The sequence below is a fragment of the uncultured Ruegeria sp. genome, from assembly GCF_947497005.1.
GTDB lineage: Bacteria > Pseudomonadota > Alphaproteobacteria > Rhodobacterales > Rhodobacteraceae > Ruegeria.
In genome coordinates, this window is record NZ_CANMFF010000009.1 from 169,328 (window position 1) to 191,437 (window position 22,110).

Genomic DNA, 22,110 nt, shown 5'->3' on the forward strand with positions numbered 1-22,110 from the left:
CGCGTCATGTCGAAATCAGACACCATGACCAGTCGGTGGATGCGGTTTCAGAACCGTTTCTACGCGCGCCTGAGCCAGCGGCAAAAGGCGGTCACGGGGTTTGTTGCGCAACCTGATCCGCGTACTGTGGGTTCTTTTGCGCGCGGACGACAGTTGGTCGCCGGTAACCTGTTGTTCGCCGGGTATCTGGTCGAGGCAGAAGATACCGGACTTTGGGATGTGGCCGCCCCCAGCGCCGGCTTTGACGACGAACGCCACGGCTTTGCTTGGTTGGATGATCTGGCCGCTGTCGGCGACATGCGCGCACGGGAAAAGGCGCAGCGCTGGGTCTGGGGCTGGATCGAGGCGCATGGGCGCGGGCAAGGACCCGGCTGGGTGCCTGATCTGACCGGACGCCGTGTCATGCGCTGGATCAACCACGCGATCTTTCTGCTGCGTGGGGCGGACGAAAAGCAAAGCAGGCTGTTCTTTCGGTCTTTGGCTCAACAGACATGGTTCCTGTCCAAACGCTGGCAAGCCGCGACACCGGGCTTGCCACGGTTCGAAACTCTGGCCGGTCTGGTACAGGCCGGGTTGGCGTTGGAGGGGCTGGAGCAGATAGCCGACCTCGCTTTGCGCGCCCTGGCCGGAGAATGCGACCGTCAGGTAGATGCGCAGGGCGGTATTCCAACGCGCAATCCGGAAGAGCTGCTTGAGGTGTTCACGCTGCTCAGCTGGACTTCGGCGGCTCTAAGCGATCTTGGACGCGGTACGCCTGTTGCGCAGGCCAATGCGATCAAGCGGATCGCGCCGACCCTGCGCAGCCTGCGCCATGCGGATGGTGCACTGGCGCGGTTCCACGGTGGCGGGCGCGGAGTTGAGGGACGTCTGGAGCAGGCTCTTGCGCAAAGTGGCGTCAAACATAAGGCGGCCACCGAATTGCCGATGGGCTATGCGCGCTTGTCCGCCGCACGCACCACGATAATCGTAGATGCCAGCGTTCCGCCATCTGGTGCGGCCTCGTTCAACGCGCACGCGTCCACTCTGGCGTTCGAGCTAACTTCGGGGCGGCGCCCATTGATCGTGAATTGTGGGTCGGGGGCCAGTTTCGGGCTGGATTGGCGTCGCGCCGGGCGGGCGACGCCCTCGCATTCGACATTATGTCTGGATGGGTTTTCCAGTGCCCGGCTAACCAACCCGTTGCCGGGCCGCGAAAGTCAGGCACTGGTGGACGCGCCCCAAGAAGTGCCTGTTGATTTCGAAGACGCGTTCGAAGGTATCCGCTTCATGGCCGGGCATGATGGATATGCCAAGGTCTTTGGCCTAACTCACGCACGCACATTCGAATTGCGGTTCGACGGTCGTGAGCTGATGGTCGAGGATATTCTGCTGACCGCGACCGACAAGGCGAAGCGTCAGTTCGACAAGGCGATGGATGCCTCGGGCCTCAAAGGTATCGGGTATGACATCCGTTTTCACCTGCATCCCGACGTGGATGCAGCGCTGGATTTGGGCGGGGCGGCGGTGTCGATGGCGCTCAAAAGCGGTGAGATCTGGGTTTTCCGCCATGATGGTATTGGAAAATTATCCGTCGAGCCAAGCGTTTACCTTGAAAAGGGGCGTTTAAAGCCACGCGCGACAAAACAGATCGTTCTATCTGGCCGCGCAATGGAGTATGCGACGCGCATCCGGTGGACTCTGAGCAAGGCACAGGACACAGCCTATGCCGTGCGCGATACGCACCGGGACGAGCCAGAATTCGACTGACGCCAAAAGGACCTTTGGACCCATGACCGATCTTCACCCCGTGCGCCGCGCGTTGCTTTCCGTATCCGACAAAACCGGGCTGATCGAGCTGGGCAAGGCGCTGGCCGAGCGCGGGGTCGAGCTGCTGTCGACCGGCGGCACGGCCAAGGCACTGCGTGATGCAGGGCTCGCGGTGAAGGATGTCAGCGAGGTCACCGGCTTCCCCGAGATGATGGATGGCCGTGTCAAAACCCTGCACCCAATGGTGCATGGCGGTCTGCTGGCGTTGCGCGACAATGACACCCATGTTGCGGCCATGAACGAACACGGCATCCGTGCAATTGATCTGCTGGTGGTGAACCTCTACCCGTTCGAGGCCACCGTTGCCAAAGGCGCAGGTTACGATGAATGCGTCGAGAATATCGACATTGGCGGTCCGGCGATGATCCGCGCGGCGGCCAAGAACCATGCGTTTGTAAACGTGGTCGTGGACGTTGAGGATTACGACAAACTGCTGGGCGATATGGATCAGCACAACGGTGCGACCTGCCCGAAATTCCGCCGCAAGCTGGCGCAAAAGGCATATGCCCGCACCGCCGCCTATGACACGGCGGTCTCGAACTGGATGGCCGACGCTCTGCAGCTTGAGGCCCCTAAGCGCCGCGCTTTTGCCGGTGAGCTGAAGCAGACCCTGCGCTATGGCGAGAACAGCCACCAGACGGCGGCCTTCTACACCGATGGCACCAACCGTCCGGGCGTAGCGACTGCGGTGCAGCATCAGGGCAAAGAACTGAGTTACAACAACATCAATGATACCGATGCGGCCTTTGAATTGGTGGCTGAGTTTGATCCGACGCAAGGCGCGGCTTGTACCATCATCAAACACGCCAACCCTTGCGGTGTTGCCAAAGGCGCGACGTTGCTTGAGGCGTACAAGGCCGCGTTTGACTGCGACCGCACCTCGGCCTTTGGCGGGATTGTAGCGCTGAACCAGCCGCTGGACGCCGAAACCGCGCAGGAGATCACCGGTATCTTCACCGAGGTTGTGATCGCTCCTGGCGCATCGGATGAGGCCAAGGCGATCTTTGCCACCAAGAAAAACCTGCGCCTGCTGACGACCGACGCGCTTCCCGATGTGACCGCCGGCGGCAAAACCGTGCGTCAGGTTGCTGGTGGTCTGCTGGTTCAGGACAAGGACAATGGGTTCATCGGTATGGACGATCTGAAGGTCGTCACTCAAAAGGCCCCGAGCGATGAGCAAATGCGCGATCTTCTGTTCGCGTGGAAAGTCGCCAAGCACGTGAAGTCCAATGCCATCGTCTATGTTAAAGACGGTGCAACCGTCGGCGTCGGCGCGGGCCAGATGAGCCGTGTGGACTCGGCTCTGATCGCCGCGAAAAAAGCCGAACGCATGGCGGATGTACTGGGTCTGCCGCAGCCGCTGACCATCGGTTCTGCCGTAGCGTCAGACGCGTTCTTCCCCTTCCCCGACGGTCTGATGGAGGCCGCCGAAGCCGGTGCCACCTGCGTGATCCAGCCGGGCGGATCGATGCGCGATGACGAAGTGATCGCCACCGCAGACGAGGCTGGTCTGGCCATGGTCTTCACCGGCATGCGGCATTTCCGGCACTGATGCGGTCTCATCTGCTTCTTTGGGCCACTCTGGCCGCGTTTCTGATCGACCAGATCAGCAAGTATCTGGTCGTTCACGTCATGCGTGTGGCCGATGGTGACATCGACGTGCTGCCGCCGCTTCTCGTGTTCAAATACGGCGAGAATCGCGGCATCAATTTCGGTTTGTTTCAGGGTAACTCGGAAGCGGCACGCTGGGTGCTGATCGGCGTTTCACTGGCCATCTGCGTTGGTGTCCTGATCTGGCTTGGCCGTACGGCGCCGACGAAATTCATGTTGTTTTGCGCCGGCCTTCTGATCGGCGGGGCGCTGGGAAATGTCGTGGATCGTGTGTTGTATGGCTATGTGCTGGATTTCCTCAACATGTCCTGCTGCGGCATCAACAACCCGTATGTGTTCAATCTGGCCGATGTGTTCATTTTTGCGGGAGCGTTGGGTCTGGTGCTTTTTGACGGCAAAAAGGCCTCGTGACGTGCGGAATGAAATGCGATAAAAGCGCCTGAAACAGGCTGGAGACACCAATGCGGATGCCGCGCGCCATTTTTGCTTTGACAGTTGCCGCTGCGGTTGCGGCATGTTCGAATCCCGGGCTTCGGGATCTGGCGCCTCCAGGGCAAGGCCCGGACGAGTTCTCGGTATTGCCGGTCAAACCGCTGACTCAGCCACAGGATTATGCGTTTTTGCCCGCGCCCACACTGGGTGGTGCAAATCTGACCGATCCGAACCCCAATGCTGACGCCGTGGCTGCGTTGGGCGGTAACGCTGCTGCACTGAACCCGAATACTGCCGTTCCTTCCTCGGATGCGGCGCTTGTCACAGCCTCCAGCCGGTATGGGGTGTCACCTGATGCGCGTCAGGTGGTCGAGGCCGAAGATGCCGCGTTCCGTAAACGTCGTGGCCGTTGGACTGGTCTGCGCCTGTTCCCGGTCGACCGCTATGGTCAAGTTTACGAAAAGCAATCGATCGATCCGTTCTCGGAAACAGAAGCTGCCCGTCGGGCCGGGATCGAAACCCCGTCATCGCCGCCGGGTGAATAATTCTTAACTTTCCGTCATCGGGCTTGAACCCGGGCCGCACCACCGTAGTTTGAGTCCCAGAAACGAAACGGAGGATGCCCCATGGTTCGGGCCCTGGCCTTATCGGCTGCCCTGATTGCCACCACCCCGGTTTTTGCCGAGGACGGGAAAGAAGCGGTCACCACATTCACTCTGGACAACGGCATGGATGTCGTCGTGGTCGAAGATCACCGCGCGCCGGTCGTGCAACACATGGTCTGGTACCGCGCCGGATCAGCAGATGAGCCGATCGGATCGTCCGGCGTGGCGCATTTTCTGGAACACTTGCTGTTCAAAGGCACAGATACGTTGGCGCCGGGCGAGTTTTCGGCAACCGTCGCGGCCAATGGCGGCAATGACAACGCCTTCACCTCGTATGATTACACCGCTTATTTTCAGCGTGTCGCTGCCGACCGGCTGGAACTGATGATGCGGATGGAATCCGATCGGATGCGGAACCTGCGTCTGAACGAAGAGGACATTCTGACCGAACGCAACGTGATCCTTGAGGAACGCAACCAGCGCACCGAAAACAACCCACGCGCCCTTTTCGGCGAACAGATGAGCGCGGCGCAATATTTGAACCACCGCTACGGCGCTCCGATCATCGGCTGGATGCACGAGATGGAAGACCTGGACATGGACGATGCGCTGTCGTTCTACCAGACCCACTACGCGCCCAATAATGCCATTCTGGTGGTGACCGGTGATGTGGACCCGGATGAGGTCCGCGCCCTGGCCGATCAGTATTACGGCGTGATCCCTGCCAACGCCGACTTGCCCGAACGGGTCCGGTCACAGGAACCGCCGCAAACGGCCGAGCGTCGCCTGACCTTTAAAGACTCGCGTGTGGCCCAGCCTTATGTGCAACGCAGCTATCTGGCACCGGAACGCGATCCGGGTAAACAGGAAAAGGCGGCTGCTCTGTTCATGCTGGCTGAATTGTTGGGCGGCAGCACCACGTCTTATCTGAACGAAAAGCTTCAGTTCGACCAGCAAAAGGCCGTTTATACCGGGGCGTTCTACCGCGGAGTTTCGTTGGATGACACGACCTTTGATCTTTTGATCGTTCCGGCCGAAGGGGTTTCCCTGCAAGAGGCCGAAGACGCAATGGATCAGGCCGTGGCCGATTTCATCGCCGAAGGCGTAAATGAAGACGATCTGAACCGCATCAAGATGCAGCTGCGCGCTTCGCAGACCTATGCACGTGACAATGTGGACGGGATCGGCAACCGCTATGGCCGGGCCCTGACCAGTGGTCTGACGGTCGAGGATGTGCAGGCTTGGCCCGATGTCCTTCAGGCCGTAACCGGGGATGAGATCATCGCTGCCGCCCGTGAAATTCTGCAACCCGAGGCATCGGTCACCGGCTGGCTGATGCGCGATGATGAGGTGACGCAATGAAACGGTTCCTTGCAACGCTGATTGCTTGTCTGGTTGCCCTGCCTGCCCTGGCCGAGATCGAGATCGAAGAAGTGACCTCGCCCGGAGGCATCAAAGCCTGGCTGGTCGAGGATCACTCGATCCCCTTCACGGCGCTGGAGCTGCGGTTTCGTGGTGGCACGTCGTTGGACGATGCTGACAAACGTGGCGCGGTTTACCTGATGAGCGGCCTGATTGAAGAGGGTTCAGGCGACATGGATGCGCGGACCTATGCGCGCGAACTGGAGGCTCTGGCCGCGTCATTCCGCTATAACGCTGGTGACGACACGGTTTCGATTTCCGCGCGTTTTTTGACCGAAAACCGGGATGAGGTGGTCGACCTGCTACGTACAACGATCCACGAACCTCGCTTTGACCAGGACGCAGTTGACCGGGTGCGCGCGCAAATTCTGTCAGGCCTGCGCTCGGATCTGACCGACCCGAATGAGATCGCCGGTCTCAACTTCGCGCAGATGGCCTATGGCGATCACCCCTATGGCTCCGAAGGTAAAGGCACCATCGAAAGCGTCTCGACCCTGACGCGCGAAGACGTGGTGGCGGCTTATGAAGGCGTCTTTGCCAAGGATCGTCTCTATGTTGGGGCGGTTGGTGACATCACGGCCGAAGAACTGGGTATTTTGCTTGATACTTTGCTTGCCGCTCTGCCGGAAACCGGCAAACCCATTCCGGGCAAGGCCAATGTAACCATTCCAGGTGGCGTAAGCGTTGTGGAATTCGACACACCGCAATCCGTGGCCCTGTTCGGTCAATCCGGGATTGACCGGGATGATCCGGATTTCTTTGCGGCCTTTGTCCTGAACCACATCCTTGGCGGCGGCGGATTTGAAAGTCGCCTGATGCAGGAGGTGCGTGAAAAGCGCGGCCTGACCTATGGGGTTGGAACCTATCTTGTGCCCAAGGATCTGGCCTCGGTCTATCTGGGATCCGTGTCATCGGCCAACGATCGTATTGCCGAGGCGGTTGAGGTGATCCGGGATGAATGGGCCCGTGCGGCTTCTGAAGGCGTGACGCAGAAGGAACTGGATGACGCCAAGACCTATCTGACCGGCGCCTATCCGTTGCGTTTTGACGGCAATGGTCAGATTGCGGGAATCATGGTCGAGATGCAGATGGAAGATCTGCCGATCGACTATATCGCCACCCGGAATGACAAAGTGAACGCTGTGACACTGGAAGATGTGAACCGAGTGGCCTCCGAACTGCTGGACCCGGACGGGCTGCATTTCACTGTGGTGGGTAAACCTGCCGGGCTTGAGACCACGAACTGAACAAGGAGGGGTGAGTAAAGCTCACCCCTTTTTCATGCTGCGCAGCATATCCCCCATCATCTGGCCGAACTTGCCTGAGCCACGCTGATACAGCGCGCCATCGACGGCCAGAACGGTGCCGCTGATATAGCTGGCCATGTCCGAGCTGAGGAACAGGCAGGCATTGGCGACGTCCTGTGGCTGGCCCCAGCGGCCCAGCGGCACGTCCCGGCGCAGGGCCTCACCGGCGTCGGGGGTCGGCGCAAGGCGCTTGGCCCCTTCTGTGCCTTCGATGAACCCCGGCACAACCGAGTTCACCCTGATCCCCTCGACACCCCATTCCATCGACAGGGTGCGCGTGATCTGGTCGACGCCGGCCTTGGCGGCACAGACATGGGCCTGACCTTCATAGGGCAGATAAGACTGCGGGGCCGAGATGTTGATGATGCTTGCACCAGGGCGCTTCAGGTACGGATACGCCCCTTTCATCACGTGGATCGTGCCCATCAGGTCAATATCGATCACCGCCTTGAACGCGTTGACCGACATCTCCGATGCAAGTGCCGGGAAGTTCCCCGCCGCGCCCGAGATCAGCACATCGAACTCTCCAAACGCGTCGTAGAACTGTTTCAGGCCAACGGCCACAGCTTCAGGATTACGCACGTCGAACGCTGAACCCATGGCGTCCTGTGCGCCCGTTTCTTTCAGCGCGGCAACAGTATCATCGACTTTTTCCTGCGACCGGCTGGCGACGGCCAGTTTGGCACCCGAGGCCGCAAAGGCCTCAGCAATGCCGCGATTGATACCGCTGGTTCCGCCGATGACGATGACGGTTTTTCCTGAAAAATCCCCTGCAGTACTCATGTAGGCCTCCCTTGGCGGGGAGCCCTACTCGCCGTAGGGCACCCAGATGTTTTTCACTTCGGTCGCAGCCTGAAGGAAGTGACGCGAATGGTCCATGCTCCAGTCAAATGCCGTCGCGTTATTGACCCAGGTCCGTTTCAGGTTGCCGGCCGAGACGACTTCGATCTCTTTTGACAGGTCGGTGGACGAGAACGACCAGACCGCATCGACGTTCAGATGTGAGGCCAGCGGCTTCGCCAGTTCCGCATGGCTGCCGGTCAGAATGTTGACCACGCCTGATGGGACGTCAGATGTTTCGAGAATCTGATAGAAGTCAGTCGCAGCCAGCGGAAAGGGTTCCGAGGCCACCAGAACCGTCCGGTTGCCCATCGCAATTGCGGGCGCCATAGCAGAGACCAGACCCAGCAGAGGCGCTTCATCGGCACAGAGGGCACCGATGACGCCCACCGATTCCTTCATGGCAATTGCGACACCCCGGATCGGAACGCCATGGACCTGACCGTCATATTTATCGGCCCATGCGGCGGCGGTGAACAGGCGTTGGATAGAGGCCTCGACCTCCTTCGCGCCGTCTTTCCCGCCGGTCATGGCGTCGATACGTATGGCGAATTCATCGGCACGGGCCGAGAGGTTTTCGCCGATGTAATACAGGATCTGCGCCCGAAGATGACCGGTGGTCCTGGACCAGCCTTTGGCACCTGCCGCAGCCTCAACTGCGTTGCGGACGTCCTTGCGGTTGGCAAGACCCACATGGCCCAACAGGCCGGGTTTTCCCCAGACAGGCTTCGAATACCCACCATCAGGCCGCGCCTGTTTGCCGCCGACATACATCTTGGCGGTGCGGTCAATCGGATCGACCGGAGCGCCTTGGCCCACAGTGGCTTCAATCTTCGCCAGCGGCTTGGCCTTGCCCTTGGGCTTGGTATAGGCCGCCAGACCTTCCCAACCGCCTTCGCGGCCAAAGCCGCTTTCGCGAACACCGCCGAAACCGGCAGCAGCGTCGAACAGGTTGGTGGCGTTCACCCAGACCACACCCGCAACCAGCTTGGGCGCGATATCCAGCGCAAGGTTCACGTTCTCGGTCCAGACCGTCGCGGCCAACCCGTAGCGGGTGTTGTTGGCCAGCTCCACCGCCTCTTCCGGCGTGCGGAAGGTGGACGACACCAGAACCGGGCCAAAAACTTCTTCCTGCATCAGCGGATCCGAGGTCTCGAGGCCCGAGATCAGCGTCGGCGGATAGTAGCAGCCGTTTGCGGGTAGCTGGCAGGCCGCCTGATGAACGTGGCCAGCCGTGTTACTTTCGACTAAGCCCTTGATGGTCTGCAACTGGACCGGGTCAACGACCGCGCCCACGTCGATGCATTTGTCCAGCGGGTCACCGATGCGCAGCGTGTCCATCCGCGCACGCAATTTATCGTGGAAGCGGTCGGCGATGCCCTCTTGAACCAACAAACGAGACCCAGCACAGCAAACCTGACCCTGATTGAACCAGATCGCATCGACCAGTCCTTCGATGGCACTGTCGATATCGGCGTCATCAAAGACGACATAGGCGGACTTGCCGCCCAATTCCAACGTCAGTTCCTTGCCCGAACCTGCAGTTGCCTCGCGAATACGGCGGCCCACTACGGTCGAGCCGGTGAAGGCGATCTTGTCCACGTCCGCGTTCACGATCATCTCGCCCACCGCGCCGTCTCCGGTGACGATGTTGACCACGCCCTTGGGCAGGCCAGCCTGCGAGCAGATATCGGCAAACAGCAGTGCAGTCAGCGAAGTATATTCTGCCGGTTTCAGTACCACTGTGTTGCCCATCGCCAGTGCAGGTGCGATTTTCCAAGATAACATCAGCAGGGGGAAGTTCCACGGGATGATCTGACCGCATACGCCCAAGGCCTGGGCATCGGGCAGTTCGCTCTCCATCAATTGCGCCATGCCCGCGTGATAGTAGAAGTGCCGATGCGCCAGAGGGATGTCGATGTCGCGCGATTCACGGATCGGTTTCCCGTTGTCCATGCTCTCCAACACCGCAAACAGGCGCGAATGCTTTTGCAGCAGGCGCGCAATGGCATAGAGATACCGTGCGCGGCCTGCGCCGCCCAGCTTCTCCCACTTTGGCTGTGCTTTTCGCGCAGCGTCAACGGCGGCGTCCACGTCGGTTTGTTTTGCTTGCGTCAGCTTGGCCAGAACTTCTCCGGTCGCCGGGTTGCGGCTGTCGAAGCCTTTGCCGGGTTTGGTGAAGGTTCCGTCGATATAATGGCCGAACTTGTCGCCCTGATCGACCAACCAGGCCAAAGCCTCGGCGGCGCTTTCGGGGGCGGGGCCGTAATCCATGGTCTCGAAAATCTCTTTGACTGTCATTGTTCTTGCCCTCAGCCCATGGAGTGACGGTAACCGGCGGAGTACGCGCCAGTCACATAGTGTTCCAGCTGTCGTTCGATATCGCCCAGCAGCGACGAGGCGCCAAAGCGGAACAGGTCCGGCTCCAGCCAGCGGTCGCCCAACTCATCCTTGATCAGCGACAGATAGACCAGCGCATCCTTGGCTTTCGAAATACCGCCAGCAGGCTTGTAGCCAACGCGGTACCCAGTGCGGCCATAGTAGTCGCGGATTGCTCGGATCATTACCAGTGACACGGGCAAGGTGGCGTTGACGCTTTCCTTGCCGGTCGAGGTCTTGATGAAATCCGCGCCCGCCATCATGCAGACCAGCGAGGCGCGCGCGACGTTGCGCAGGCTGCCCAGTTCACCGGTGGCAAGGATGGCTTTGACATGCGCATCACCGCACGCAACGCGAAACGCTTTCATCTCATCATACAGCGCCTGCCAATCGCCCGACAGAACATGGCGGCGCGAAATGACGATGTCGATTTCTTCGGCACCAGCTTTCACGCTTTCTTCGATCTCGGCCACGCGCAGGTGGAAGGGGGACAGGCCCGCCGGAAAACCGGTCGAAACGGCCGCGACCGGGATGCCGGTGCCTTTCAACGCGTCCACGGCGGTTTCGATCATGTCGTGGTAGACGCACACGGCGCCCGTGGTGATCGGCGGCATATCCAGCGTTTGGAGGACTGAGGGCGCGACGGGCTGGCGTGCCTTGGCGCACAGGCGACGTACGCGGCCCACTGTGTCATCGCCCGAAAGCGTGGTCAGGTCGATCATAGTGATCGCTTTGAGCAGCCACGCGGCCTGATATTCCTTTTTGACCGAACGGCGGCCCGGCAGAGTCGCGGCGCGGCGTTCAATAGCCGAGGTGTTGGCCTGTACGGCGCGCACCCAATCCATATCCAGATCCATTCCGGGGTTCCGGGGTTCGGTCACTTGCGGCAGATGCGCGGTGCGCACGGGGCTTTCTGAGCTCTGCGTATCCATGGTCACGTCCTTTGGGAGGTTTGCGACAAAATCGCACGGGAGACCGGGGAATGGAAGATGTTGAAGGGTAATGATTGGTAAGTTTTTGACCATTTGGACAAAACAATACGACTTTTCTGCGAATAATTCGCATTAGCGTTGACTTAGTTGCGAATGGTTCTCATATTCACTCCAAGCAGGAAGCTAAACTGAGGTCGAAGATGATTCGCCGGAATTTTATTGCAGCATTGGCGCTGGCCCTTTCCTTGCCAGTAACAGCCTGGGCCGAGGCACCGCTTAAAGTGGTGGCAACGACCGGCATGATTGCTGATGCGGTGCGTCAGGTTGGCGGTGATCAGGTTGAGGTCAAAGGGCTGATGGGGCCCGGTGTCGACCCGCATGCTTATCGCCAGACCCGCAGTGATATTGTGGCGATGACGCGCGCGGATCTGATCCTGTGGCATGGCTTGTATCTCGAAGCGCAGATGGAAGACTTCTTCCACGATCTTGAACGTAAACGGACCGTGGTTGCCGTTGCTGAGGGCATTGATAAATCCAAACTGCGCGCGCATGACGACTATGCCGACAAGTTCGATCCTCATGTCTGGATGACACCCGAATTGTGGCGTGACGTTGTTTTGGAAGTCCAGGCCGCGCTGACAGAAGCGCGTCCCGAAGCGGCTGAGGTATTTGCCGCAAATGCGCAGGCCCATCTGACGGATGTCGATCGTCTGACGGCCTATGCCAATGACTCTTTGTCTTCGGTTCCGGAGAGCAGCAAAGTTCTGATCACGGCCCATGATGCCTTTGGGTATTTTGGTGAAAGCTTTGGGTTTGAAGTACTTGGCATTCAGGGAATCTCGACCCAGTCCGAGGCTGGCCTGAACCGGATTGGAGAGCTGGTCGATCTGCTGGTTGACCGACAGGTCACAGCCGTATTCGTCGAAAGTTCGGTTTCGGATCGTTCGATTCGCGCGCTGATCGAAGGTGCAGCCGCCAAGGGACATGACGTGAAAGTCGGAGGTGAGCTGTTCTCGGACGCCATGGGTGAAGATGGAACTTATGAAGGCACCTATATCGGTATGCTGGATCACAACATCACGATCATTGCCAGTGCATTGGGCGGCGACGCGCCGGGTCGTGGCATGGACGGCAAATTGTCGGCGGGGTTCTGATCGATGCTGGATCTGATTAGCAATGAAGGTGTGACAGTTGGCGACCAGGGGTTGGCCGAAAGCCCCCTTGCAGTCCGTGGGCTGACGGTCTCGTACGGACAAAAGCCCGCCGTATTCTCTGTCGATATGACGGTACAGCCCGGTGCGATGACAGCGATCATCGGACCAAACGGAGCCGGGAAGTCGACTCTGCTCAAGGCCGCACTTGGCATCGTTTCGCCTTTGTCAGGTCAGGTCACCGTATTTGGCCAACCATTGGAAAAACAGCGGGCTCGCATCGCTTATGTGCCTCAGCGCGCCAGCGTCGATTGGGATTTCCCGACACGCGTCATCGACGTGGTTCTTATGGGATTGTCACGCGAGCTTGGATTGTTGGGTCGGGTACGTGCCCGCCACAAGGCTTGCGCGATGGACTGTCTGAACCGTGTGGGAATGCGCGATTTCGCAGATCGCCAGATCGGACAATTGTCCGGCGGCCAGCAGCAGCGCGTGTTTCTGGCGCGCGCTTTGGCTCAGGGCGCTGACCTTTATCTTCTGGATGAACCGTTCGCAGGCGTTGACGCTGCCACCGAGAAAGCCATCATCGCGGTGCTGAAGTCGCTGAAAGAAGCGGGCAAGACGGTTGTCGTGGTGCATCACGATCTGGCGACTGTGACCGACTATTTCGACCACGTCTTTCTGATCAATACCCGAAAAGTGGCCGAAGGGCCGGTGGCCGAGTCCTTCACAGCGGAAACGTTGCAATCGGCTTATGGTGGGCGACTGGCAACCGCGCAGATTGATCAGTTGTCGCGCGCGCAGGGGTAACACATGCTTTGGGATGCTCTGACCCTGCAGCTTGGCTACAATGCCACGCTGGTAGCTCTGGGTGCGACTTTGTTGGGGGTGTCGGCGGGCGTGACGGGGACATTTCTGTTTCTGCGCAAGCGCGCCCTGGTCAGCGACGCAATAAGTCATGCAACTCTTCCCGGCGTCTGTCTGGCCTTTATGGCATTGGTTGCGCTGGGAGGGGACGGGCGTAACCTGCTGGGCCTGCTGGCAGGATCTGCCATCTCGGCCTGGGCCGGTCTTCTCTGCATGAATTGGCTGACACGGCACACACGGCTGGCCGAGGATGCCGCCATCGGAGCGGTTCTGTCGGTGTTTTTCGGCTTCGGCATCGTGTTGCTGACGGTCATACAAACCATGGGCGTGGGCCGTCAGGCCGGGTTGGAAGGTTTTCTTTTGGGGTCCACGGCCGGAATGCTTTGGGCGGATGCGATGATCATCGCAATCGGAGGTGCAGTGACGCTGTTGTTGGTCATGATCATTCGCCGCCCGATGACCCTTGTCGCCTTCGATCCGGAATATGCTGCAGCCCGCGGGCTGCCGGTGCACAGGATTGACCTTGCCATGATGGGTTTGGTCATGGCCGTGACTGTGGTTGGCTTGAAAATCGTGGGTTTGATCCTGATCGTGGCATTGTTGATCATCCCCGCCGTGACCGCGCGGTTCTGGTCCGAACGCTCTGAACATGTAGTCCTGCTCGCTGGGGTAGCAGGTGGGTTGGCCGGATACATTGGTGCCGCCATTTCGGCTTCGGCCCCAAATCTTCCGACCGGTCCGATTATCGTTCTGGTCAGTTTTGCCTTCTTTGTCGTGTCCCTTTTTTTTGCTCCAAAGCGCGGTGTTCTTGCTGCAGTGCTGCGCCATTTGCGTTTTCAGCGGAGGGTGCATATTCGTCAAGGTCTTCTGGCCTTGGCACAGGGGCAAAAGATCTATGAACCCTTGACCCTGCGCTTGTTACGTCGCGCGGGGCTGGCCCGCGCGGACGGGGTGGCGACCGACACCGGCAAGGCGCGCGCGGCCAAGGCGCTCCGCGACGAAAGACGCTGGGAAATCGTCCGCGCAGACCTGGCGCATGAGGCAACGGCTGCGCTTTATGACGGGCTTCGTGATATCGAGACTGTCTTGACCCGCGACCAGATCGCCGAGATCGACCGCCGAATCGGCGGACCACAGGGGATACTGCTATGAGTGGCGAAGAATTCGTACCGCTGTCGCTGACACCGCTGTTGATTGGCACCTTCGCGGCCATCGCCTGCGCTTTGCCCGGCAATTTTCTGGTGCTGCGAAAACAGGCGCTGATCGGGGACGCGATCAGCCATGTCGTACTGCCGGGTATTGTTGTGGCATTTCTGGTTACAGGAACCATATCAACCTGGCCGATGATGCTGGGCGCGGCGGGGGCCGCCGTTGTGGCCGTGGTTCTGATCGAAGCTATTCGCCGACTGGGCCAAATCGAACCTGGCGCCGCCATGGGAGTGGTCTTTACCACCATGTTCGCAGCCGGCGTTCTGCTGCTTGAACAGACGGACACATCAACCGTGCATCTGGACGTGGAACATGCGCTTTATGGCAATCTCGAAAGCCTGATCTGGTTGGACGCGACCGGATGGTCATCCTTGCTTGACATAGAGGCACTTGCCGGCTTGCCCCCTGAACTACCCCGCATAGCACTGACCTTGGTGGGCGTGACTCTGTTCACATGGTTGTTCTGGCGACCGCTGAAGATCTCGACCTTTGACGAAGGCTTTGCCCGGACCATTGGCATTCGTACTGGTGTACTGGGTATGGCCCTGGTCATCACGGCAGCCATCGCGGCGGTAGCTGCCTTTGACGCTGTAGGCTCAATCATCGTGATCGCCATGTTCATCTGCCCGCCAGCTGCGGCGCGGATGTTGACCAACCGGCTGGAAACGCAGATTGCCTGGAGCGTCTTGTTTGCCACAGCCTCGGCCGTGTCGGGCTATGTGTTGGCGGGTTACGGACCCTTGTGGCTGGGTGGTGCGGATGCTGTCAGTGCGGCAGGTATGATCGCCACTATGTCAGGTCTGATTCTTGCTGCGGCAGCGACGTTCGGCCCCTGCCGGGCGCGTATCGGTGCACACACATCTGCGTGATCAGGCATTTTCCTGCCGCACATGCCCGAGCGTCATCGGCCAATCTCTGCCCAGAAACTGAACGGGCGAATCTTAAGCAGATTTTCCGACAGGTGCATGATACATGCTGTCTCATTGACGAGCTGAAACACACCACTCACTTGGCACGTCCGGGTGATCCTGAATGAAGCCTCATTCGCGGTTATCCGGACGCCCCCTCCCTTCAAAAATGCGCTGCTCAAACCGGTGGCAGAATCGTGCGCGATTGTGCTAGGTCTAGGGGTATGGCGCAAGCAGACCCCAATATCAGCGAAAAACGCCCCGTGATTAAGCAGCTTGATGATGCTGCAATCAACCGTATTGCGGCAGGTGAAGTGGTGGAGCGTCCGGCCTCGGCGGTCAAGGAACTGGTCGAGAACGCAATCGATGCAGGGGCCACGCGGGTTGCCATCGATATCGCCGATGGTGGCAAGACCCTGATCCGTGTCACGGACGACGGTTGCGGTATCTCTGCCGAAGATTTGCCGCTGGCCTTGTCCCGCCATGCCACATCAAAGATTGACGGGTCGGACCTGCTGAACATCCACACCTTCGGGTTCCGGGGTGAGGCGCTGCCGTCTTTGGGAGCGGTCGGTCGCCTGACCATCACCAGCCGTGTGCCCGATGCGGATGCAGCGCAGGTCCACATCGCGGGGGGCAAGATGGGTGTGGTCAAACCCGCCGCCCTGCGCGCGGGCACTGTGGTCGAACTGCGCGATCTGTTCTTCGCCACGCCAGCCCGCCTGAAATTCATGCGCACGGACCGGGCCGAAGCGCAGGCGATCACTGACACAGTGAAACGGCTGGCCATGGCCGAACCTTCCGTGACTTTCTCCCTGCGCGATGTGTCCGGTGGTGGCGATGGTCGTGTGACCTTCCGCGCGGATCGCGAGAACGGAGATCTGTTCGACGCGCTCCATGCCCGTCTGGCCCGCGTGATTGGGCGCGAGTTCGCCGAAAACGCCCTGCGGATCGACGCCACGCGTGAAGGCATCCGGCTCTATGGATATGCTGCCCTGCCGACCTATTCCCGGGGCGCTGCGGTGGCGCAGTATCTGTTCGTCAACGGTCGCCCGGTGCGCGACAAGATGCTGACCGGCGCGTTGCGTGCCGCCTATTTCGATTTCCTCAGCCGGGACCGTCACCCGGCGGCGGCTCTGTTCATCGACTGCGACCCGACGCTGGTTGACGTGAACGTCCACCCGGCCAAATCCGAGGTTCGGTTCCGTGATCCCGGTATTGCGCGGGGTCTGATCGTTTCCAGTTTGCGCCATGCTTTGGCCGAGGCCGGGCACCGGGCATCCTCGACAGTCGCCAATGCGACCCTGGGCGCAATGCGACCGGAACCGGCGCAGCCTGCCCCCGCGCGAATCTATCAGATGGATCGCCCGTCGCCCGCAGCGCGTCAGGCAGCGGATCGCGCCCAGGCCCCGGGTTTCGCCGAACTGGCCAACGATTACAGCGGCAGCGTTGTTGATCCGACTCCGGTTGCGCTGATTGCAGAGGTTCAGGAGCCTCCGGCGCAGGATCTGCCGTTGGGTGCTGCACGCGGACAAGTGCATGAAAACTACATCATCGCACAGACCGTCGATGGCATGGTGATCGTTGATCAGCACGCCGCACATGAGCGGCTGGTCTATGAAAAGCTGAAAACGCAGATGGCCGAGAATGGCGTCGCGGCGCAGGCTCTGCTGATTCCGGAAATCGTAGAATTGTCCGAAGGTGATTGCGCCCGCCTGATGGCCGTCGCGGATGATCTGACGCGCTTTGGCCTGACCATCGAACCTTTCGGCGGAGGCGCCATCGCTGTGCGTGAAACCCCTGCCATTCTGGGCGAGGTTGATGCGCGCGCGATGATCCTCGATATCCTGGACGAACTGACGGATCAGGGTGAAAGCCAGATGGTACAGGCAAAGGTTGAGGCGATCCTTAGCCGGGTGGCCTGTCATGGCTCGATCCGGTCTGGCCGCCGGATGCGGGCCGAAGAGATGAACGCCCTGCTGCGCGAGATGGAAGCAACGCCGCATTCCGGTCAGTGCAACCACGGGCGACCAACCTATGTGGAGCTAAAGCTGAGCGATATCGAACGGCTGTTCGGACGCAGTTGATTTGCTTTCAAGCACGGCTTAAAAAGATAGAAACAAAACGAGAACAAACTGAACCCCATGATCCAGATTGCAGGCACTGAAATAGCGTTGAATGACCCGGTTGTTCTGACTGTGGGCGGGGTGGTGGCTTTGATCGTGCTGCTGTTGTTCCTGTCGTTGCGGGCGGCCAACCGCTCGGCCCGGATGGCGGAGCCGCTGGCACGGCAGATGGCGCATCTGGGTCAGCATGTGCAGCAATTGGGGCAGGGGCAGGAACAAATGCGCGGCGGCCTTCAGCATGTCTCGGACACGCAGGCCAATGCGCAGGTGCAGGTGATCCAGACGGTCGAGGCACGCTTGTCATCGGTCCAGCAGCAGATGAACGACCGGCTGGCGGACAACGCAATGAAATCGGCACGAGCACTGGCCGAGATGCAGGAACGGATGAAGGAAACCCTGCATGGCTCGTCGAAACAGACGGCGACATCGCTGACACAGTTGCAGGAACGTCTGGCCGCCATCGACAAGGCGCAGGACAATATCACGAAACTGTCGGGTGACGTGCTGTCTTTGCAGGATATCCTGTCGAATAAGCAACGGCGCGGGATGTTCGGTGAGATTCAACTGAACGATATTGTATCAAAGGCGCTGCCCGCTGACAGTTATTCGCTGCAGGCCACGTTGTCGAACGGCAGACGGGCAGATTGCCTGATCCATCTGCCGAACCCGCCGGGCCCGATCGTGATCGATGCGAAATTCCCGCTGGAGGATTTCGAAGCGCTTGCCGCCGCGCAGACAAAGGCGGATGTCGAAAGATGCCTGCGCGCATTCGGTGCTGCCGTAAAAGTACATATCAAGGCGATTTCCGAAAAGTACATTCTCGACGGGGAAACTGCCGATGGTGCTTTGATGTTTGTTCCGTCCGAGGCGATTTATGCCGAGCTGCACGCCCGCCTGCCCGACGTTGTGCGCGAAGGGTTCGCCGCAAAGGTTTGGGTCGTTTCACCGACGACTTGCATGGCCACGCTGAATACCATGCGGGCGATCCTGAAAGATGCGCGTATGCGCGAACAGGCCGGTGCGATCCGCAAAGAACTTGGGTTGCTGCACAAGGACGTGGAGCGTCTGGGCGACCGCGTTACAAATCTGGATCGGCATTTTGGTCAGGCGGCGAAGGATATCTCGGAAATCAAGACCAGCGCCGAAAAGGCGGGCCGACGCGCTCAGCGGTTGGACAATTTCGACTTTGAAGAAATCGCGACCGAGGCTGCCTCAGACGTTGTACCCCTGGCGCGTCACGAAGGCTGAGATTTACTGGATCGACAGATCCAGATTATACCCCACGGTTTTGCCGGTATCCCTGTCATTGCCCATGAGATAGACGCGGATTGTATACTCGCCATCCTCGGGCAGATTGATCCGGGCCGTGTTGCCGTCAATCGACCCGTTATAGATTGCGACCCCGTCGCTGTCCGGTGGCAGGATGTTGAAGTAGATCACACCGTTTCCATTGGTGTCACTGACCTGAAGGTCGGCAAACATTTCCTGACCGGCCTTGGCACCCAGCAGATAATCGAAATATGCGCCCCCTGAAATCGTTCCGCTGACCATGGCACCGTAATTGCCGGGCTGAAACTGCACTTCGGCGGTCATCTGGGCTGAGGCAACAGGCGCGACTGCAAGCAGAAGGGCAGACAGCAGCAGTCTTCGGTACATGATCTTTCCTTCCAAATCGAATCTGACGTTGACCTCGCCAGAGACTTCAAATGCGCAGGAAGGGCTGGAACAGGCGCGGCATCAGCTTGGTGAACTTCAGCGGCGCGTCCGTGACTGCCAGACAAATGCAATCTGCCGAAATGTCTGCCACGGGCGTGTGTTCTAAATCCTCGTCCGCGATCTCAACATCGCCACGGGCAAAGCAATCCACTTCGTCTGAGAATGCACCCTGCAGAACCATCGTCAGCTCGATTCCGTGATGCCCGTGATCTGGAACGGCAGCACCGGCTGGAATGAACAGCAAGCGAGCTGTAGCGTCTTTTGTCGTGGGCAGGATGGCTTGTTTCACGCCCATACCGATCGGCTTCCAGCGGATATCCGAGACAGTGCCGCCAACATAGTCCTGCAAAGGGGTCGGCAATACGGAACATTTGGGGCGCGCTGGTTCGGGGGCCGACGCGCCTTGGGCGATTAAAGCCATTGTCGCTGCCAGAGAGACGTCACTCATGGCGGTGGAGTCCGTTTGTTCTTCCAGAACATGCCCACCCACGGCGTCAAAACTTTCGACGCGCGCACGGCAGTGGACACACAGGGACAAATGCGTTGCGACGATCAGATCGAATGCTTCGGGCAGACTGCCGGCAGAGTACGCCATCAGCAGGTCATCTGTCAGGTGATGTTTGATCGACTTGTTCATTTTACTCATCTCAGTTCATCGCATGGCGCAAGCGGTCTAGCGCCAGCCTAATTCGTGATTTGATCGTTCCCAGGGGCAACCCGGTCTGCGTCGCTATCTCCCGATGACTCAGATCACCGAAATACGCCTTCTCGATCAGCTCTCTCTGCGCCTCCGGCAACGCCGACAAGGCGTTGCGCAGCTGCGCGGTCTCCTGTTGCAGCGCAATCACGTCGGTCTGCTCAGGCTCTGCCTCAGGACCCCAGGCCAGCTCTTCCGGTTCGGGGCGACGCTGCTTGCGCAGGACGTCAATGCGCTTGTTCCGGGCGATGGTGAACACCCAAGTGGCCACCGATGCCCGCGTCGGGTCGAACAAATGGGCCTTGTTCCACAAGGTCGCCATCACCTCCTGCGCGCATTCCTCCGCCATTGTGGCATCTGATCCCGATTTCATCAGGAACGCCTTGATGCGCGGCGCGAAGTGCTGGAAAAGTTCGGCAAATGCCGCCTGATCCTGCGCGTCGCGGATGCGCATGACGTGATCCAGCCATTCGGTTTTGGTATCGCGCCTGCTGTTGGTTCCGTTCACCCGTCTACCCTTGATGCGTTTCAATTCGCGCCGAGGCTGAAAGGCGACCGGTTCAGCCGCAGGTTCGTCCAAGGTCACAGTATCGATCTCGGTAAACATAACAACATTACGCAGCTCAGCCAAAGCCGGATCACTTTATTGAGGCATTATGATCCAAATCGAGCAAATTCCCGTACCATGTTCATCGGTATCTGGAAGAAATCAGTGCAGTTTAAGGTGTTTACAAGAAGGCCGGAAAGAAACGAATGACGCAAAAAATCGATCATATAGCGGGGCATACCTATCACGGGCGCAAGGGCACGATTGAAAACGCGTTTCGGTACTCGATCGACTATATCCTGCTGGACCCCGAAGCAGAGCTGAACACGCCATTGCTGTTTTCAGTGGATCGCATGAATGTCACGAACTGGCGCACCAGGGATCACGGGGGAGAACCAGGTCAGGGCGAAGGCGCACGCTGGCTGCGCGCGCGGTTCGATGAGATGTCGGTGGCGCAACCGGCGCGCATCATGTTGCTGACCCAACCCCGTGTTCTGGGGCATGTGTTCAACCCGGTGAGCCTCTGGTTTTGTTTTGATGACAGCGACAAGCTCTATGCCGTGGTGGCCGAGGTCACCAATACCTATGGTACGCGTCACAGTTACCTGTGTCACAAACCCGATTTCTCGGCCATCGAACCGTCTGACCGAGTGGTGGCGGACAAGCTGATGCATGTCTCGCCTTTTCAGAAGATCGAAGGCAGCTATACCTTCCGCTTTGATTATCGCCCGAACCGGGTTGGTGTCTGGATCGACTATGGCCGTGCCGACGGTGGGCTGATCGCGACGTTGACTGGGCCGCGCCAGCCCCTGAGCAATCGCGTGATCCTTTGGTCACTGCTGCGACGGCCATTTGGTGCCCGGCGGACTTTTACGCTAATCGTTTGGCAGGCTTTGAAGCTTTGGCTGAAAAAAGCGACCTTTCGTCCATTTCGCAACGAACCGGTGCCGGACCAGCAAGTTTCACGTGTGCAGCGCTAGGGCGGTCGTTTGCGTAAGATCAAAGACTCGGACCGTGTTCGGTGGTTGTGATGGCATAACAACGCGAATACGAGGAACTGATCCATGTTGGAAATATCGGCAAGAAAGGTCGCTCAGGTTGCCATGATGGGGCGCGAACTGAACCGGGCAGAAGGTGAAATGCGCGCCTTTATCGAGCGCATGAGTGAAGATGAGCAGGCCGAACTGGTTGCCATCATGTGGGTCGGCCGCGAGAGCTTTTTCGCCGAAGATCTGGCCGAAGCGATTGCCACCGCCAAGACCGAGGCCTCGACCCCTTGTGCAGATTACCTGATCGGAACTCCGCATATGTCCGATCATCTTGAGAATGGCCTGGACGCGTTGGGGATATCCGCCGAGGATGTTGAGAACGATCTGATGTAGTTCTATTCGTGGATCAGAAACTTTCGGTGACACTTCGATAATCGTTGGGTCTTGACCCTCAAAAAAAACGTGTTGCCGGTACAGATCAGACCTCCCTCCTGACACGTGTTAAGAAACCTTAATCCACTGCTTTGGCAACGTTAAGGCAGCCTTCCCAGATTTGATTTCATGAA

Annotated in this window: 20 protein-coding genes; 14 read left to right on the forward strand and 6 right to left on the reverse strand. The window is 59.2% G+C overall.

From position 1 onward, the window contains the following. The first annotated feature begins 6 nt into the window (after positions 1-6). The 6 genes from Q0816_RS14680 (at position 7) to Q0816_RS14705 (ending at position 7,123) form a co-directional block, all read left to right on the forward strand. Entirely contained in the window at positions 7-1,746 is a 1,740-nt protein-coding gene (locus Q0816_RS14680; RefSeq protein ID WP_298851873.1) for a heparinase II/III family protein, read from the forward strand. 22 nt (positions 1,747-1,768) lie between these two features. Next, positions 1,769-3,358: a bifunctional phosphoribosylaminoimidazolecarboxamide formyltransferase/IMP cyclohydrolase gene (gene purH / locus Q0816_RS14685; protein ID WP_298851875.1), complete on the forward strand. Its 1,590-nt coding sequence runs from the start codon at positions 1,769-1,771 to the stop codon at positions 3,356-3,358. Beyond that, complete coding sequence (gene lspA / locus Q0816_RS14690) at positions 3,358-3,828, forward strand: signal peptidase II (RefSeq protein WP_298851877.1); 471 nt, start codon at positions 3,358-3,360, stop codon at positions 3,826-3,828. Before purH ends, lspA begins: the two co-directional genes overlap by 1 nt. A 50-nt stretch (positions 3,829-3,878) precedes the next feature. Further along, positions 3,879-4,394, forward strand: coding sequence for a DUF3035 domain-containing protein (locus tag Q0816_RS14695; RefSeq protein ID WP_298851880.1), 516 nt, complete (start codon positions 3,879-3,881; stop codon positions 4,392-4,394). An 81-nt stretch (positions 4,395-4,475) separates the two neighbouring features. Then, complete coding sequence (locus tag Q0816_RS14700) at positions 4,476-5,816, forward strand: pitrilysin family protein (RefSeq protein WP_298851882.1); 1,341 nt, start codon at positions 4,476-4,478, stop codon at positions 5,814-5,816. Next, on the forward strand, positions 5,813-7,123 hold the full coding sequence (locus Q0816_RS14705) for a pitrilysin family protein (protein ID WP_298851884.1): 1,311 nt from the start codon (positions 5,813-5,815) through the stop codon (positions 7,121-7,123). The genes Q0816_RS14700 and Q0816_RS14705 overlap by 4 nt, the downstream gene beginning before the upstream one ends. A 21-nt stretch (positions 7,124-7,144) precedes the next feature. Here the strand turns inward: Q0816_RS14705 and Q0816_RS14710 are convergent, their stop codons facing one another. The 3 genes from Q0816_RS14710 to deoC are packed head-to-tail and all read right to left on the reverse strand — an operon-like array spanning position 7,145 to position 11,334. Beyond that, complete coding sequence (locus Q0816_RS14710; protein WP_298851885.1) at positions 7,145-7,966, reverse strand: SDR family oxidoreductase; 822 nt, start codon at positions 7,964-7,966, stop codon at positions 7,145-7,147. A gap of 24 nt (positions 7,967-7,990) precedes the next feature. Then, positions 7,991-10,324, reverse strand: a complete 2,334-nt coding sequence (locus Q0816_RS14715; protein ID WP_298851887.1) for an aldehyde dehydrogenase family protein — start codon at positions 10,322-10,324, stop codon at positions 7,991-7,993. Positions 10,325-10,335: 11 nt separating this feature from the next. Then, positions 10,336-11,334, reverse strand: coding sequence for a deoxyribose-phosphate aldolase (gene deoC / locus Q0816_RS14720; RefSeq protein ID WP_298851889.1), 999 nt, complete (start codon positions 11,332-11,334; stop codon positions 10,336-10,338). Between the two features lie 200 nt (positions 11,335-11,534). Between deoC and Q0816_RS14725 the strand changes: the two genes are divergently transcribed. The 6 genes from Q0816_RS14725 to Q0816_RS14750 all read left to right on the forward strand — a co-directional run bounded on the left by Q0816_RS14725 (position 11,535) and on the right by Q0816_RS14750 (position 18,843). Continuing rightward, positions 11,535-12,488 carry a zinc ABC transporter substrate-binding protein gene (locus Q0816_RS14725; protein WP_298851892.1) on the forward strand — a complete coding sequence of 318 codons (954 nt, stop codon included), beginning with the start codon at positions 11,535-11,537 and terminating at the stop codon, positions 12,486-12,488. Between the two features lie 3 nt (positions 12,489-12,491). Next, positions 12,492-13,295 carry a metal ABC transporter ATP-binding protein gene (locus tag Q0816_RS14730; protein WP_298851894.1) on the forward strand — a complete coding sequence of 268 codons (804 nt, stop codon included), beginning with the start codon at positions 12,492-12,494 and terminating at the stop codon, positions 13,293-13,295. Positions 13,296-13,298: 3 nt separating this feature from the next. Continuing rightward, complete coding sequence (locus tag Q0816_RS14735) at positions 13,299-14,504, forward strand: metal ABC transporter permease (RefSeq protein WP_298851896.1); 1,206 nt, start codon at positions 13,299-13,301, stop codon at positions 14,502-14,504. Then, positions 14,501-15,430, forward strand: coding sequence for a metal ABC transporter permease (locus Q0816_RS14740; protein ID WP_298851897.1), 930 nt, complete (start codon positions 14,501-14,503; stop codon positions 15,428-15,430). Before Q0816_RS14735 ends, Q0816_RS14740 begins: the two co-directional genes overlap by 4 nt. Positions 15,431-15,693: 263 nt before the next feature. Continuing rightward, complete coding sequence (mutL, locus tag Q0816_RS14745) at positions 15,694-17,556, forward strand: DNA mismatch repair endonuclease MutL (protein WP_298851899.1); 1,863 nt, start codon at positions 15,694-15,696, stop codon at positions 17,554-17,556. Between the two features lie 57 nt (positions 17,557-17,613). Continuing rightward, entirely contained in the window at positions 17,614-18,843 is a 1,230-nt protein-coding gene (locus Q0816_RS14750; RefSeq protein ID WP_298851900.1) for a DNA recombination protein RmuC, read from the forward strand. Positions 18,844-18,846: 3 nt separating this feature from the next. Here Q0816_RS14750 and Q0816_RS14755 read toward each other — a convergent pair whose 3' ends face one another. From Q0816_RS14755 to Q0816_RS14765, 3 genes are read right to left on the reverse strand one after another with little or no spacing between them, the layout of a single operon-like run. Then, entirely contained in the window at positions 18,847-19,251 is a 405-nt protein-coding gene (locus tag Q0816_RS14755) for a hypothetical protein (protein WP_298851901.1), read from the reverse strand. A gap of 46 nt (positions 19,252-19,297) precedes the next feature. After that, a complete protein-coding gene (locus Q0816_RS14760; protein WP_298851943.1) occupies positions 19,298-19,948 on the reverse strand; it encodes a ChrR family anti-sigma-E factor in 651 nt (216 codons plus the stop codon). 10 nt (positions 19,949-19,958) lie between these two features. Beyond that, entirely contained in the window at positions 19,959-20,615 is a 657-nt protein-coding gene (locus Q0816_RS14765; protein ID WP_298851945.1) for a sigma-70 family RNA polymerase sigma factor, read from the reverse strand. A 146-nt stretch (positions 20,616-20,761) separates the two neighbouring features. Here Q0816_RS14765 and Q0816_RS14770 point away from each other — a divergent pair, with 146 nt between their 5' ends. Continuing rightward, positions 20,762-21,535 carry a DUF1365 domain-containing protein gene (locus Q0816_RS14770; protein WP_298851903.1) on the forward strand — a complete coding sequence of 258 codons (774 nt, stop codon included), beginning with the start codon at positions 20,762-20,764 and terminating at the stop codon, positions 21,533-21,535. Positions 21,536-21,619: 84 nt separating this feature from the next. Further along, the gene (locus Q0816_RS14775) at positions 21,620-21,937 is read left to right on the forward strand and encodes a DUF3775 domain-containing protein (RefSeq protein ID WP_298851905.1); all 318 of its coding nucleotides are present in this window, start codon (positions 21,620-21,622) and stop codon (positions 21,935-21,937) included. The last annotated feature ends 173 nt before the right edge of the window (positions 21,938-22,110 follow it).

Coding starts and splice junctions, on each gene's coding strand:
- Q0816_RS14680 (WP_298851873.1), top strand. CDS start 7: ATGTCGAAATCAGACACCATGACCAGTCGGTGGATGCGGTTTCAGAAC.
- purH (WP_298851875.1), top strand. CDS start 1,769: ATGACCGATCTTCACCCCGTGCGCCGCGCGTTGCTTTCCGTATCCGAC.
- lspA (WP_298851877.1), top strand. CDS start 3,358: ATGCGGTCTCATCTGCTTCTTTGGGCCACTCTGGCCGCGTTTCTGATC.
- Q0816_RS14695 (WP_298851880.1), top strand. CDS start 3,879: ATGCGGATGCCGCGCGCCATTTTTGCTTTGACAGTTGCCGCTGCGGTT.
- Q0816_RS14700 (WP_298851882.1), top strand. CDS start 4,476: ATGGTTCGGGCCCTGGCCTTATCGGCTGCCCTGATTGCCACCACCCCG.
- Q0816_RS14705 (WP_298851884.1), top strand. CDS start 5,813: ATGAAACGGTTCCTTGCAACGCTGATTGCTTGTCTGGTTGCCCTGCCT.
- Q0816_RS14710 (WP_298851885.1), bottom strand. CDS start 7,966: ATGAGTACTGCAGGGGATTTTTCAGGAAAAACCGTCATCGTCATCGGC.
- Q0816_RS14715 (WP_298851887.1), bottom strand. CDS start 10,324: ATGACAGTCAAAGAGATTTTCGAGACCATGGATTACGGCCCCGCCCCC.
- deoC (WP_298851889.1), bottom strand. CDS start 11,334: ATGGATACGCAGAGCTCAGAAAGCCCCGTGCGCACCGCGCATCTGCCG.
- Q0816_RS14725 (WP_298851892.1), top strand. CDS start 11,535: ATGATTCGCCGGAATTTTATTGCAGCATTGGCGCTGGCCCTTTCCTTG.
- Q0816_RS14730 (WP_298851894.1), top strand. CDS start 12,492: ATGCTGGATCTGATTAGCAATGAAGGTGTGACAGTTGGCGACCAGGGG.
- Q0816_RS14735 (WP_298851896.1), top strand. CDS start 13,299: ATGCTTTGGGATGCTCTGACCCTGCAGCTTGGCTACAATGCCACGCTG.
- Q0816_RS14740 (WP_298851897.1), top strand. CDS start 14,501: ATGAGTGGCGAAGAATTCGTACCGCTGTCGCTGACACCGCTGTTGATT.
- mutL (WP_298851899.1), top strand. CDS start 15,694: ATGGCGCAAGCAGACCCCAATATCAGCGAAAAACGCCCCGTGATTAAG.
- Q0816_RS14750 (WP_298851900.1), top strand. CDS start 17,614: ATGATCCAGATTGCAGGCACTGAAATAGCGTTGAATGACCCGGTTGTT.
- Q0816_RS14755 (WP_298851901.1), bottom strand. CDS start 19,251: ATGTACCGAAGACTGCTGCTGTCTGCCCTTCTGCTTGCAGTCGCGCCT.
- Q0816_RS14760 (WP_298851943.1), bottom strand. CDS start 19,948: ATGAACAAGTCGATCAAACATCACCTGACAGATGACCTGCTGATGGCG.
- Q0816_RS14765 (WP_298851945.1), bottom strand. CDS start 20,615: ATGTTTACCGAGATCGATACTGTGACCTTGGACGAACCTGCGGCTGAA.
- Q0816_RS14770 (WP_298851903.1), top strand. CDS start 20,762: ATGACGCAAAAAATCGATCATATAGCGGGGCATACCTATCACGGGCGC.
- Q0816_RS14775 (WP_298851905.1), top strand. CDS start 21,620: ATGTTGGAAATATCGGCAAGAAAGGTCGCTCAGGTTGCCATGATGGGG.